The sequence below is a fragment of the Pseudomonas sp. CCOS 191 genome (genome assembly GCF_001007005.1).
GTDB lineage: Bacteria > Pseudomonadota > Gammaproteobacteria > Pseudomonadales > Pseudomonadaceae > Aquipseudomonas > Aquipseudomonas soli.
Map to the genome: position 1 here is coordinate 1,582,712 of NZ_LN847264.1, position 14,133 is coordinate 1,596,844.

Annotated in this window: 9 protein-coding genes; 2 read left to right on the forward strand and 7 right to left on the reverse strand. The window is 63.1% G+C overall.

Going from position 1 to position 14,133, the window contains the following annotated elements:
- Positions 1–89: 89 nt before the first annotated feature.
- Entirely contained in the window at positions 90–3,107 is a 3,018-nt protein-coding gene (gene ydiJ, locus CCOS191_RS07175; RefSeq protein WP_046854614.1) for a D-2-hydroxyglutarate dehydrogenase YdiJ, read from the forward strand.
- 134 nt (positions 3,108–3,241) lie between these two features.
- On the opposite strand, the gene CCOS191_RS07180 is transcribed toward ydiJ, so the two are convergent.
- The 6 genes from CCOS191_RS07180 to phhA all read right to left on the reverse strand — a co-directional run bounded on the left by CCOS191_RS07180 (position 3,242) and on the right by phhA (position 11,739).
- On the reverse strand, positions 3,242–4,444 hold the full coding sequence (locus tag CCOS191_RS07180; protein ID WP_046854615.1) for an MFS transporter: 1,203 nt from the start codon (positions 4,442–4,444) through the stop codon (positions 3,242–3,244).
- A gap of 126 nt (positions 4,445–4,570) precedes the next feature.
- A complete protein-coding gene (locus CCOS191_RS07185) occupies positions 4,571–8,845 on the reverse strand; it encodes a deaminase domain-containing protein (RefSeq protein WP_046854616.1) in 4,275 nt (1,424 codons plus the stop codon).
- Between the two features lie 164 nt (positions 8,846–9,009).
- Positions 9,010–9,138 (reverse strand): hypothetical protein, encoded by a 129-nt coding sequence (locus CCOS191_RS28510; protein ID WP_263974800.1) that lies wholly within the window; start codon positions 9,136–9,138, stop codon positions 9,010–9,012.
- A 224-nt stretch (positions 9,139–9,362) separates the two neighbouring features.
- Positions 9,363–10,559, reverse strand: coding sequence for an amino acid aminotransferase (locus tag CCOS191_RS07195; RefSeq protein ID WP_172670876.1), 1,197 nt, complete (start codon positions 10,557–10,559; stop codon positions 9,363–9,365).
- Complete coding sequence (locus CCOS191_RS07200; RefSeq protein WP_023628481.1) at positions 10,556–10,912, reverse strand: 4a-hydroxytetrahydrobiopterin dehydratase; 357 nt, start codon at positions 10,910–10,912, stop codon at positions 10,556–10,558. Before CCOS191_RS07200 ends, CCOS191_RS07195 begins: the two co-directional genes overlap by 4 nt.
- Positions 10,913–10,950: 38 nt before the next feature.
- Positions 10,951–11,739 carry a phenylalanine 4-monooxygenase gene (phhA, locus tag CCOS191_RS07205; RefSeq protein WP_023628482.1) on the reverse strand — a complete coding sequence of 263 codons (789 nt, stop codon included), beginning with the start codon at positions 11,737–11,739 and terminating at the stop codon, positions 10,951–10,953.
- 255 nt (positions 11,740–11,994) lie between these two features.
- Here phhA and CCOS191_RS07210 point away from each other — a divergent pair, with 255 nt between their 5' ends.
- Complete coding sequence (locus CCOS191_RS07210) at positions 11,995–13,554, forward strand: sigma-54-dependent phenylalanine hydroxylase transcriptional regulator PhhR (protein ID WP_046854619.1); 1,560 nt, start codon at positions 11,995–11,997, stop codon at positions 13,552–13,554.
- 99 nt (positions 13,555–13,653) lie between these two features.
- On the opposite strand, the gene CCOS191_RS07215 is transcribed toward CCOS191_RS07210, so the two are convergent.
- Complete coding sequence (locus tag CCOS191_RS07215) at positions 13,654–13,908, reverse strand: DUF2790 domain-containing protein (RefSeq protein ID WP_023630669.1); 255 nt, start codon at positions 13,906–13,908, stop codon at positions 13,654–13,656.
- Between the last annotated feature and the right edge of the window lie 225 nt (positions 13,909–14,133).

Sequence of the window (14,133 nt, forward strand, 5' to 3'; positions counted from 1 at the left end):
ATTGACGCATTCGAAATCCTCCCATGATCCATTCATGCCGGAGCGACAAGATTTCCGTGAATTAGCCGATATCAAAGAGGCATCCTTCGATGATCGCCCAGCTGCCGCCCCGTGCGCCCGCCGCCCAATACCCCGAATTCCTCGACGCCCTGAAGAACAGCGGCTTCCGTGGCCAGATCAGCGCCGACTACGGCACCCGCACCGTGCTGGCCACCGACAACTCGATCTACCAGCGCCTGCCCCAGGCGGCGGTGTTTCCGCTGGACGCCGACGACGTGGCGCGGGTCGCCAAGCTCATGGCCGAGCCGCGTTTTCGTGACATCAAGCTGACCCCGCGTGGCGGCGGTACCGGCACCAACGGCCAGTCGCTGACCGACGGCATCGTCGTCGACCTGTCGCGGCATATGAACAACATCCTTGAAATCAACGCCGAGCAACGCTGGGTGCGGGTGCAGGCGGGCGTGGTCAAGGACCAGCTGAATGCCGCGCTCAAGCCCCACGGGCTGTTCTTCGCGCCGGAGCTGTCCACCTCCAACCGCGCCACCGTCGGCGGCATGATCAACACCGACGCCAGTGGCCAGGGCAGCTGCACCTACGGCAAGACCCGCGACCACGTGCTCGAATTGCACAGCGTGCTGCTCGGCGGTGAGCGCCTGCACAGCCTGCCGATCGACGATGCGGCGCTGGAGCAGGCCTGCGCCGCCCCAGGCCGGGTCGGCGAGGTGTACCGCATGGCCCGCGAGATCCAGGAAACCCAGGGCGAACTGATCGAGAGCACCTTCCCCAAGCTCAACCGCTGCTTGACCGGCTACGACCTGGCGCACCTGCGCGACGATCAGGGCCGCTTCAATCTCAACAGCGTGCTGTGCGGGGCCGAGGGTTCGCTGGGCTATGTGGTCGAAGCCAAGCTCAATGTGCTGCCGATCCCCAAGTACGCCGTACTGGTCAACGTGCGCTACACCAGCTTCATGGACGCCCTGCGCGACGCTAACGCGCTGATGGCGCACAAGCCGTTGTCGATCGAGACCGTCGATTCCAAGGTGCTGATGCTGGCGATGAAGGACATCGTCTGGCACAGCGTCGCCGAATACTTCCCGGCCGACCCCGAGCGCCCGACCCTGGGCATCAACCTGGTGGAGTTCTGCGGTGACGAACCGGACGAGGTCAATGCCCGGGTCCAGGCCTTCGTCGCGCACCTCCAGGCGGACAAGGGTGTCGAGCGCCTGGGCCACACCCTGGCCGAAGGCGCCGAAGCGGTGACCCGCGTCTATGTGATGCGCAAGCGCTCGGTGGGGCTGCTGGGCAACGTCGAGGGCGAAGTGCGCCCGCAGCCGTTCGTCGAGGACACCGCGGTGCCGCCAGAGCAGCTGGCCGATTACATTGCCGACTTCCGTGCATTGCTCGATGGCTATGGCCTGGCCTACGGCATGTTCGGCCATGTCGATGCCGGTGTGCTGCACGTGCGCCCGGCGCTGGACATGAAAGATCCGGCCCAGGCCGCGCTGGTCAAGCCGATCTCCGATGCCGTGGCGGCGCTGACCAAGAGCTATGGGGGCCTGCTGTGGGGCGAGCACGGCAAGGGCCTGCGCTCGGAGTATGTGCCGGAGTACTTCGGCGAGTTGTACCCGGCGCTGCAGCGCCTCAAGGGCGCGTTCGACCCGCACAACCAGCTCAACCCGGGCAAGATCTGCACCCCGCCGGACAGCGCCGAAGGCCTGACCCCGGTGGATGGCGTGACCCTGCGCGGCGACCTCGACCGAGGCATCGATGAGCGCGTGTGGCAGAGCTTCGGCAGCGCCGTGCACTGCAACGGCAACGGCGCCTGCTACAACTACGACCCCAACGACGCCATGTGCCCGTCGTGGAAGGCCACCCGCGAACGCCAGCACTCGCCCAAGGGCCGTGCCTCGCTGATCCGTGAGTGGCTGCGCCTGCAGGGCGAGGCGAACATCGATGTGCTCGCCGCCGCCCAGCGCAAGGCCTCCTGGCTCAAGGGGTTGCCGGCGCGGCTGCGCAACAGTCGTGCGCAGCAGCAGGGGCAGCACGACTTCTCCCACGAGGTGTACGACGCCATGGCCGGCTGCCTGGCGTGCAAGTCCTGCGCGGGGCAGTGCCCGATCAAGGTCAACGTGCCGGACTTCCGCTCACGCTTCCTCGAGCTGTACCACGGCCGCTACCAGCGTCCGCTGCGCGACTACCTGATCGGCTCGCTGGAGTTCACCATCCCGTACCTGGCTCATGCGCCGGGCCTGTACAACGCGGTGATGGGCTCGAAGTGGGTGAGCAGGCTGCTGGCGGACAAGGTCGGCATGGTCGACAGCCCGCTGATCAGTCGTTTCAACTTCCAGGCCACCCTGACCCGTTGCCGGGTTCAGGTCGCCAGCGTGCCCGCGCTGCGTGAGCTGACCCCGGCCCAGCGCGAGCGCAGCATCGTGCTGGTGCAGGACGCCTTCACCCGCTATTTCGAGACGCCACTGCTGGCCTCGTTCATCGAACTGGCCCATCGCCTGGGGCACAAGGTGTTCCTCGCGCCCTACAGCGCCAACGGCAAGCCGCTGCACGTGCAGGGTTTCCTCGGTGCCTTCGCCAAGGCGGCGGTCCGCAACGCCACCCAGCTCAAGGCCTTGGCCGACTGCGGCGTGCCGCTGGTGGGGTTGGACCCGGCGATGACCCTGGTCTATCGCCAGGAGTACCAGAAGGTCGATGGCGTGGAGTGCCCGTCGGTATTGCTGCCCCAGGAGTGGCTGATGAACGTGCTGCCCGAGCAGGCGCCGTTCAAGGCCGACAGCTTCCGCCTGATGGCCCACTGCACCGAGAAGACCAATGTGCCGGCCAGCACCAGGCAGTGGGAGCAGGTATTCGCCCGCCTGGGGCTGAAACTGGTCACCGAGGCCACCGGCTGCTGCGGCATGTCTGGTACCTATGGGCACGAGGCGCGTAACCAGGAGGCCTCGAAGACCATCTTCGAGCAGTCCTGGGCGACCAAGCTGGACAAGGCAGGGGAGGCACTGGCGACCGGGTATTCATGCCGCAGCCAGGTCAAGCGCATGACCGAGAAGCAGCTGCGCCACCCGCTGGAAGTGGTGCTGCAGTACGCCCAGCGCTAGTGATATTGTCGGGGCCGCTATGCGGCCCAATCGCCGGCAAGCCGGCTCCCACTCTGATCGCATAAGCCCGAGCCATGCGCTAACCCTGTGGGAGCCGGCTTGCCGGCGATGAGGCCGGTGAAGCTACAGCCGAATCAGGATTGATGTGCACTTTGGCGCATCCGCCGCGCCTGGCGATACAAGTACATGCTCAACACCAACCCGCATCCCGCTGCCGCTGCCGCGAACAGGAAAATCGAGGCAAAGCCGAAGCCTGCCGCCACGGCGCCCACCAACGGTCCGGTGATGCCCAGCGACAGGTCGATGAACAGCGAGTAGGCCCCCACCGCCGCGCCGCGGTTGGCCGCCGATACCTGGTTGACCGCCTCCACCCCCAGCGCCGGGAACACCAGCGAGAACCCGAAACCGCTCAACGCTGCGCCCGCCAGGGCCAACCCGGGCGTCGGCGCCAGCCAGAGCATCAGCAACCCCAGGGTTTCTACCGACAGGCAGGCGATAGCCACGCGAAAACCGCCGATACGGTTGATCAGGTTGCCAAACAGCAGTCGCGCACAGATGAAGCTGGCACCGAACAGGCTCAGGGTCAGCGCGGCATCGGGCCAGTCGCGGCTGGCGTAGTACAAGGTGATGAAGGTGGCGATGGTGCCGAAACCGATCGAGCCCAGGGCCAGTCCCGAGCCATGCGCGAAGACCTTGCCCAGCACCCGCAGAAACGGCAGCCGCACCCCTGCCACCACCGGCGCCGCGCGCTTGGGCCAGGCCAGCAGCAAACCGATCGCGCCCAGCAGGATGATGCTCACGCCCATGCTCCACAGCCCCAGATGCTTGACCATCAGTACCCCAAGCGGTGCGCCGATGGCCAATGCGCCATAGCTGGCGATGCCGTTCCAGGAGATCACCTTGGCGGTATTTTCCGAGCCGACCCGGCCGATCCCCCAGCCGATCGACCCCGCCCCCACCAGGCTCTCGGCGCTGCCCAGCACCAGGCGGCCGATGAACAGGCAGATCAGGCTCAGCCAGGGCAGGTGAGTGAGGAAGTTGCAGGCCAGCATGAACACGCCGCTCAGTCCGCAGCCGAACAGGCCGTACATGACTGCCTTCTTGCTGCCGAGGTTGTCGATGATACGGCTGGCGGTAGGGCGGCTGAGCAGGGCGGCCAGATACTGCACGCTGATCACCAGGCCCGCGACCACGGCGCTGAAACCCAGGTCGTTGTGCACGTAGCCGGGCAGTACGGCTAACGGGATGCCGATGTTCAGGTAGCCGATGAAGGTGAACAGGACGATGGCGACCACCTGGGTGGTGGTCGCGAAGGATGAAGGCCGATGTTCGGGCATGAGAGGTTCCGGAAACGATAAAGCGAATGCCGGGACATCATAGTCGTGCGGGTGAGGGTTGTGGATGAAGGTTTCATCGTTGGGGACGGTGGTCGCCTTGGCCACCGTCTGATTGTCACAGAGACGTCAGTTGTTATAAGGCAGCAACCAGCTGACGCTGAACTCGGCATTCGGATAGTCCAGACGCAAGCGAGGCATTACATAGCCGCCGCAGGATCGGCAAGTGTCCATCAGGGTGAAGACCTTGATGCTGGTGACTTCGTCAGGCAGGTTGAGCAAATCCTGGTTGATTGTCGAGGCGATCAGGCGCTCGGAGTCCAGGTGACGTCGATGATTCCTGACGGTCAGCCAATTGGCGCGACGCAGTACGGGAAGGTGGGTGAAGCGAGGGTCCGGGTCGACACCCTGCATACGTGCGCGGGCGTCGATGTAGTCGAGAGGTGGGCGCTGGCCGGGCGCAGGGGGTTGGACCATGATTCCCTGCCTGGCCCTGCCGCCGGAAAGCGCGAAGTACACGCGTCGATTGCCGTTCCTGAGGGTGACCGTGGCGAAGGCGAAGTTGGCGCCCGACAGGTGTTGCTTCAACTGGTTCATGCCGTTTTCGCTGAGCATCTGGGCAACCGACATCGGCGTGTATCCCGCCCGCGTCCCGGACGCGGGCAGCAAGCGATTGAGGACACCGTTGACATGCAATTGCTCCACGGCGTCGAACCTGGCCAGGTTATGGAAGTTGGGGATGATGGATTTGTTCAGCCCCATCACGTCGTTCAGTGAGAAGCCGGCCAGGCCATCCTGTGCGCGGGCTGATGTCAGAATATTGCGTGCGAAGAGTGGGTACTGTGCTTCTTCCACTTGCTCGATCGCGCGTTGCAGGGCGGTCGGTGCGGTGGGCGACACGGTGCTTCGCTGGTGGCGCATCCAGTCACGCAACAAACCTGCGAGGTTGTCGATGTCCTGTTGCAGGCTAGGTCGGGCGGCCACCATGCGGTAGGTTTCACTGACGTCGAGATATTGGCTGATGGCGTCGAGATCAGTGACCCGAGTGAATGTCAGGCGGGTACTTTCCGCTGGAACGGGATAGCGGGTGGGGCTCAGCGTGCCATTTAGCAGGGCTGCTGTCTGGCTGCGTTGCCAGGCCTCGAAGTCGAAAGGGGTACCATAGAACACGCCGGTATCGGCTTCGACCAGCAACCAGTCCTGGTCGAGGTAGTGAACGCGAGCACCGCGCAAGGTGCGCCGATCGGCAAGGCCTCGGCTCAGCCTGCCAAGTCGTACCGGCGGGCAATGGCCGGTGAACAGCGCGACCTGGTCGGCTGTCATTTCAGCGGGTAGGCCAAGCCAATGTTCGCTCACCGGGTAGCCAAGTACCCCCTCATTGTAATAATGGGGAGGGTTGAGCAACCCCATCGTATCGGCTTCTTCATCGCTCAGCGTCTTGAGAATCATGCGTCCGGTATGGCTGTGGCGGCCCCTGTTGGGGATCACTTCCTCGGTGTACTGCACCAGCCGGTTCTCCCTGACCATGACGTGGGCAACGCTATCGCTGTTCGCGCCGTTCGCCCGGTAGGTGATCGGTACCGGTTCGATGCGAATGGTCTCGAATGCCCGGCTGACCTGCTGGCCGTACGCTGGCGTGCCGGCTTGGTTGGCAACAGGCGCCAGCTGTATCGCGATCCCCTGTGGTGGCGCGTCGGGGTATGGGGTGGGCAGGCGCACAGGGTCCTGTGACCACAGCAATGGCGTCTGTCGCACACGCTGGGCCAAGCCTGCGGATTGACCGATCCGGTGGCGGTAGGCGACACCGTTGATGATTGCGTCCACATGTTCAGGGTCGCGGACGATGAATAACGGGTAGACCACCGGGTTGGACGCCTTGTCCCAGGCCCGGGTGATATCGTCGCCTTCGCCCAGCAGCAGGCTGATGACATCAGGCTTATGGCCTGGCAGCAGTTTTTCCTGGGGGAGCGCTTTGCCGAGCTTGGCGTGGGCATTCCCGTCAAGGTTGCCACTCCAGCTTTTGGAGCCTGCGCCATGGCGATACAGCTTGGCGGGTATCGACCGGCCTTTCCAGTGCCTGGCGGCTTGCAGCATCCCAAGGCGCATGGCGCTGGCGCTCCTGCCGGCTGTGCCATACAGCCTCGACAGGGGCCTGATGATCCGCCCGCCAAGGGCAAATGCGCTGCCCAGAGCGCCGAGTGCGTCCAGGCCGCAGCTCAAGGCTTCATTACCACTGCGAACGCTGATGCAGCCCAGCCCTGGTACTAGATTGGAGAACAGTCTGAACAGATAGCGCCCTGTGCTGTCCTTGCGCTTTTCGGCAAGAAAATGCTCATGTGGCGTCGCGCCCTTGCCGCTGTTGTACAGCGCATCGCGATTCCCCAGCGCAACCGATTTGGCATAACAGCGTGCCAGTGCCTGCAATCGGTCTTCGGTCGGTGCATCGATCAGCGCGACAGTTTCTGGCGTGGAGCTGGTGTGCCAGGGAATATCGACTTCGTTGTAGTCCCGATAGCGGAAATCAAGAGCGGCGGCCCATACCGCGCGCTGCTGTGCGGTGATGAGATGGCGACGCCATTTCAGCGTCTCCGGAAACAGTTCATAAATGGTGTCTGCGGTACCGCCAGGAAGATAGACGACTATCCCTTGGGTGCCGGTTTCCGCCTTCCAGTCAGCAGCCGGCGAGTCTCCATGGCTGGGAATGCCGCCTTCGACAGGGCCTATGTAGGTGGGCCAGGTGACCGCGTGGCAATGCCACCTACCGTCACGTAGTTGTTCCTGGTCTGTTTGCGGCAGGTGGCGCAGCAAACGGTGCATCATGTCTTCGTATGTTGCCTGGGCGCGGAGTTGCCATGCCTTGAATTCATGGTCGTAGAGTGCCGTGGCATCAGGCAGTCCGCCGTGTTGGTAGCCCGCGCCGTGGTCCAGGTAGGCGTTGAGGTGCAGCTGCTTGTCTACATTGCTGCCTTCAGGCGCGATTCCTGCCAGGCGCAGCTCCCACCTGGCCATGTCGAAACGATCAGGCATGTCCCGCAGGCTTTCCCGATCCCAGGCAATGAGATAGTGGTCATAGGCCTGTTGCCATTGTGGTTTCGACCAAGGCGGTGACTCCGCGAGCACGCCGTGCAACTGTGCCCACTCGGCAAGAGTCGCGGCCAGGGCACCTTCGAACAGCTCTGTGTCCTCCTTGTGCAGGCCAGTGGCAGCCTCTGCGGTGTCGAATGTCACCGGTTTGCACTGGGTCAGCAGCAGATAGGCTCCGTGGCGCAGGTTGGCCCAGCGCACATCGGGTTCATACAGATAGTCATGGGGATCATCGTCGATCAGCAGTTCTGGGGCAAAGTGGCGTATCAGCAGTTCGGCGGCAATTTCCGCCATGGCGGGTACACCGCCGAGATGCGTGTGGAGGCTGTTGACCAGATCAAGGCGAATTTCGCTGAGGTGTTCGTACTTGTTATGGGTATTGAAGATCTCGAAATCGAGAATATGGCCTGGTCGGCGCTTTTCCGGTGGATAGAGTGCGTCTGTCAGCGCCTGCTCAGCCAGGGCGCGGTGCATTGCAGCGTTTGCCGCGGAGCAGTCCCATTGTGCTGCTGCCGCCAGGCGTTGCCCCAGGCGCTCGAAGGCCCTGGCGCCAAGTAGTGCATCGACTACCTGCCCTGCCGGCGCATTCAGGGCCGAACCGTCCATCGCGATGCGCCCGTACTGGTTCGCAAGCGCACCCTCCTTGCGCTCGCGCGCGGTGGGATGCCTGTATCGCAATCCTTGGTAGTAGAACGAAGCCTGCGCTTCATTGAGCAGCTTTTCGAAGAGGCTGTTGCCGGGTGTATGCGCGAACAGGTGACCAGCGAGGACGGGGAGATCAAGGTGCTCGTGGACTTCAACGGTGGGTTGCCAGTCGCGGTTGGATGCCGCCGTCAGTTGGCCGCGAAGCAGCAGCGTTGCAATGAGATAGGCGTCCGCACGTCTCAGGCGTGGGTGATGGTGCCAGAGTGCCTGGGCAAAGCTGCAGACTGCATAAGGTGTGTCGAGGTGTGATCGTGGAACCAGCTCGGGAAACTTCTGGGTGTCGGCGTCTTTGATGAGTTGTGCGGCCAGGGTTGCATAGAACAGCGCGCAATCGTTCAGGTTCGCCTGCAGGGACGCTTCACGACCCAGAAAGCGATTGAGGTGCTGTTTTGCGCTGTCCTTGCTCAGGGCCGCATCCAGTGCGCTTTCGAGCTCCAGGTCCAGCAGCGTTGACGGGTAAAGTGCGCCAAGACCGAATGCTTGATCGAAATGGTCGCTGAGTGAGGTGGCTATATCCTGTGGGCCGGAAAGCTCACTGATGACAACAACCTGATCAGGGGTAAGTGCGCGAATCCTGGCCTTTTCGGCAGAATTGAGGGTCGAACGACGTGACATGGCGGCCTCTGCTGTGTGAAAGGCGTCAGTCTGTCGAGTTCGGGTAGGCCAGAGCGGTGCGTGGATACCGCACCTTGTGGGAAGTATCTGAACGGTGTGAAAACGTGATGACGGGGATAGCCCGCAGGTCAGCCGTTTTCACACAGTCGGAGGGGGATGCGCGGCTATTCCTGGTCGGCGCTGGATTGATCGTCACCATCCTGCTCGACGGCGGGCGTCGGTTCGGCGTGGGCGGCAACGGATTGCTCTTCGGGGTTCAGGCTTGGGAAGGGAAGATTCGGGATTTCATGCATCTCGTCGTTCCTCGCAAGTGTGAGTGAAAAGGCAGCGCTTGGCGCATGTGAGGCTTCGAAAAGCTGGGGCAGGATACAGCAGTCTGGATGACAGTTTGGGATTTTTCCCGGACGCTGGTCGGTTTTAGCGGGCGGCTATCGAACAATGGGATGCAGGCGGGGCGTGGGAGGCTTGCGCCGCGATAGTGCTATCGCGGCGCAAGCCCAGGCCACATCGGCAGGTTTCAGCGACAGACGTCGGCGATGGCCGCTGCCAGCTGTTCCAGGCGCTTGGCGTCCGCTCCGGCGATGTTCGCCCGGCCGGTACCGACCATGTACACGCTGTGTCGCTCGCGCAGCAGGCGCACCTGCTCGGGGTTCAGGCCGGTGTAGGAGAACATCCCGCGTTGCGCGGCGATATGCGCGAAGCGCTCGGCCAGGCCATGGGGCTTCAGCGCTTTCACCAAGCCGAGGCGAAGCTCGGCGATGCGCTGGCGCATGGCGTTCACTTCCTCGATCCACAACGCCTTGAGTGCCGGGTCACCGAGAATCTCGGCGACCACCGCCGCGCCATGGTCTGGCGGCGTCGACCACAGGTTGCGCGCAATGAACGCCAGCTGGCTGCGCACATCCTGCAGTTTCTCGGCGTCGTGGCTGCACACCAGCAGGGCGCCGGTGCGCTCACGGTACAGGCCGAAGTTCTTCGAGCAGGAACTGGTGATCAGCAGCTCCGGCAGTTCGGCGGCGAACAGGCGCACTGCCCAGGCGTCCTCCTCCAGACCGTCACCGAAGCCTTGGTAGGCAAAGTCGATCAATGGCAGCAGGTTGCGCCGCTTGACGATGTCGAGCACCGCGCGCCAGTCGTCCTGGCCCAGATCGAAGCCGGTGGGGTTGTGGCAGCAGGCGTGCAGCAACACCACGTCGCCTTGCGGTGCTTGCTCCAGTGCGGCGAGCATGGCGTCGACGTTCAGGCGGTTGTCCGCGCCCACGTAGGGGTAGTGCGACACCTTGAGCCCGGCCCCGGCGAAGATCGTCTCGTGGATCGGCCAGGTCGGGTCGCTCAGCCAGATACCGCGGCCCGGCAGGCAGTGGGCGATAAACTCCGCCGCCAGGCGCAGGGCACCTGTGCCGCCAGGGGTCTGGGTGGCGCCGGCGCGCTGGCTTTTGAGCAGCGTGGAATCGCTGCCCAGCACCAGCTCGCTGACCAGGCGCGTGAACGCTGCATCACCATGGCCGCCGACATAGCTCTTGGTGGCCTGCCGCTCGACCAGGCGCTGCTCGGCCTGCTTGACCGCAGCCGGAATCGGCGTCAGCCCCGCAGCGTCCTTGAACACGCCGACACCCAGATCGAACTTGGCCGGGTTGCCGTCGCGGGCGTAGGCTTCCATCAGCCCCAGGATCGGGTCGCCAGGGACCCGAGCGATGGCGGCGAAGTGCATCACTTGCGCCCTTCAGCAGTTTTGGCGACCTCGTCGGTGCGTGCGCACATGATGAAGTCGTTACGGTGCAGGCCTTTGATCGAGTGGCTCCACCACGTCACGGTGACCTTGCCCCACTCGGTCAGCAGGCCTGGGTGGTGGCCTTCGGCTTCGGCGATCTCGCCGATGGCGTTGGTGAAAGCCAGGGCGTGCTTGAAGTTCTTGAACAGGAACACGCGCTCGAGCTCCATGTGGCCGTCGCGGGTTTCGATGTTCCAGTCCGGGATCAGTCGGATCAGTTCCGCCAGCTCCTCGTCGGTGACTTTCGGCGCATCGGCGCGGCAGGCTTCGCAGTGGGCTTGGTTCAAGGCATTCATGGGTGTTTTCCGGTTTGAGTTGTTATCGACAGGGGCGCTCAGGCAGCGACCTTGGGTGGAAACTTCGGTGCGTGCAGGCCCAGCTGCATGGCCTGGTGGACCATGGCCATGATGTCTTCGTGGGCCAGGTCGAACAGACGCTTCATGTTCGGCAGGACGAAGTACAAGGGCTGCAGGATATCGATGCGGTAGGGCGTGCGCATGGCTTCGATCGGGTCGAAGGCCTGGTGCTCCGGTTCGCTGGACAGGCTGTAGACTGTCTCTTTGGGCGAGGAGAGGATGCCGCCGCCGTAGATCTTGCGACCTTGCGCGGTCTCCATCAGGCCGAACTCGATGGTCATCCAGTACAGGCGCGCCAGGTAGACGCGCTGTTCCTTGGTCGCCGCCAGGCCGAGCTTGCCATAGGTGTGGGTGAATTCGGCGAAGAACGGGTTGGTCAGCAGCGGGCAGTGGCCGAAGATCTCGTGGAAGATGTCGGGCTCCTGCAGGTAGTCCAGCTCTTCCGGGGTGCGGATGAAGGTGGCGACCGGGAAGCGTTTGCTGGCCAGCAGTTCGAAGAAGGTCTGGAAGGGGATCAGCGCGGGGACGCGGGCGACCTGCCAGCCGGTGGTGGCGCCGAGCACCTTGTTGACTTCGCCCAGCTGCGGGATGCGGTCATGGGGCAGCTTGAGCTGGTCGATGCCGTCCAGGTATTCCTGGCATGCCCGGCCTTCGATCACTTTCAGCTGGCGGGTGATCAGGGTGTTCCACACCGCATGCTCTTGCTGCGGGTAGTCGATAAAGCCATGCGCATCGGGCTCGCGTGCCACGTATTGCGTCTGTTTCATGTGGCTCTCCTGGTGAGGGCGTTCTTGTTATGTTCAGGACATACCTTAGGAATATCCCTACAAACGAGGTTTTGCACCGGGGTGAGGGCCCATCCTGCGCCGCCGTTTATCCTCTGTGCGTAACGATAATTTTACAAAATTGGCGTCATCCCGGAAAATCACGGACATCGAGCTGGGCAGATGGCTATTTTTGTCAGCTTATCTTTACGACTTTTCCGTGGCGCGAGCAAAAACTCGGCCGCTTAGAGAGCCTTCATGCGCATCAAAGTGCATTGCCAGAACCGCATCGGCATTTTGCGGGACATCCTCAACCTGCTGGTGGAGTACGGGATCAACGTGTTGCGCGGCGAAGTGGGGGGTGACCATGGCAACGCCATCTACCTGCACTGCCCGAACCTGATCAACCTGCAGTTCCAGGCCCTGCGGCCCAAGTTCGAGTCGATCGCCGGGGTGTTCGGGGTCAAGCGCGTCGGCCTGATGCCCAGCGAGCGCCGGCACATGGAGCTCAATGCGCTGCTGGGGGCGCTGGACTTCCCGGTGCTGTCGATCGACATGGGCGGCAGCATCGTCGCCGCCAACCGCGGCGCGGCGCAGCTGCTCGGCGTACGGGTGGACGAAGTGCCGGGCATTCCGCTGTCGCGTTATGTCGAGGACTTCGACCTGCCGGAGCTGATACGGGCCAACAAATCGCGGATCAACGGCCTGCGGATCAAGGTCAAGGGCGATGTGTTCCTGGCCGATATCGCACCGCTGCAGTCCGAGCATGACGACAGTGAAGCCCTGGCCGGCGCGGTAATCACCTTGCACCGTGCGGACCGTATCGGTGAGCGCATCTACAACGTGCGCAAGCAGGAGTTGCGGGGTTTCGACAGCATCTTCCAGAGCTCACGGGTGATGGCCGCCGTGGTGCGCGAGGCGCGGCGCATGGCACCGTTGGATGCACCGCTGCTGATCGAGGGCGAGACCGGTACCGGCAAGGAGCTGCTGGCGCGGGCCTGTCACCTGGCCAGCCCGCGTGGCCAGGCGCCGCTGATGGCGCTCAACTGCGCCGGCCTGCCCGAGTCGATGGCCGAGACCGAGCTGTTCGGCTATGGGCCGGGGGCGTTCGAGGGCGCGCGGGCCGAGGGCAAGCTGGGGCTGCTGGAGCTGACGGCCGGCGGCACGTTGTTCCTCGACGGGGTGGGGGAGATGAGCCCGCGCTTGCAGGTCAAGTTGCTGCGCTTCCTGCAGGATGGCTGTTTCCGCCGGGTTGGCAGCGACGAAGAGGTGTACCTGGATGTGCGGGTGATCTGCGCGACCCAGGTCGACCTGTCCGAACTGTGCGCCCGTGGCGAGTTCCGCCAGGACCTCTACCACCGCCTCAACGTGCTGTCGCTGCACATCCCGCCGCTGCGCGAATGCATGGATGGCCTGGAAGGGCTGGTGCAGCACTTCCTCGACCAGGCCAGCCGGCAGATCGGCTGCCCGCTGCCGCGCCTGGCGCCGCCGGCGATGGAAAAACTCGGCCAGTATCATTGGCCGGGCAATGTGCGCCAGTTGGAAAACGTGTTGTTCCAGGCAGTGTCACTGTGCGAAGGCGGGGTAGTGAAGAGCGAACATATCCGCTTGCCCGATTATGGCGCGCGTCAACCGTTGGGCGAGTTTTCCCTGGATGGCGATCTTTCGCAGATTGTCGGGCGGTTTGAAAGGGCGGTATTGGAAAGTTTGATGAGTGAATTTCCAAGTAGTCGGGCGCTGGGAAGAAGATTGGGCGTTTCCCATACGACCATTGCCAACAAGTTGCGAGATTATTCGTTGAACAAGTCGGTGGAATAATCCGGAAGTTTATCAAGGCTTGAATTGATCGCGGGGCAAGCCCGCTCCCACGAATGCAAAGGTAGTGGGAGGGGCTTGCCTCGCGATAAGCCTATGGCCTCAGCCGTTGGAGCAACCGTTGCCCATCACGCGGTATTCGAGAATGTGCTTCTGGCCCTGGGAGTCCTCATAGGTCATGCGCGCAGGCACCACTTCGCAGACGTTCGGCACTTCGCTCATGGAGATGACGCGGGCGATGTCCAGGTGCTGCGAATAACTGTACTGTTCAACCGGAATCTGCTCGACATCTTTTGCTTCGCCGGCCAGTGCCGCGCCGCAAAAACCGCCAAGTACCAATACCAGTAAAGCTTTCATTTTCAATTTACCTGTCTAAGGTCGTGAGGGGGCGCGCGGCGCTTGTGGCGCCGCGAGTGCAACTAAGTTTCAACTATCAGGATGAGGTGCGGATTAACGTTGCCTTCGTGGGGGCTGTTTCCAAGTTAATCGCGTTGCCGTTGCTGGCGAGGTGAATTCTAGGAGGGTGGTCGGGGCTGAAACAGAGCGGGTTTTGATAAAGTCTTTTGACAGAATCTGTAACAA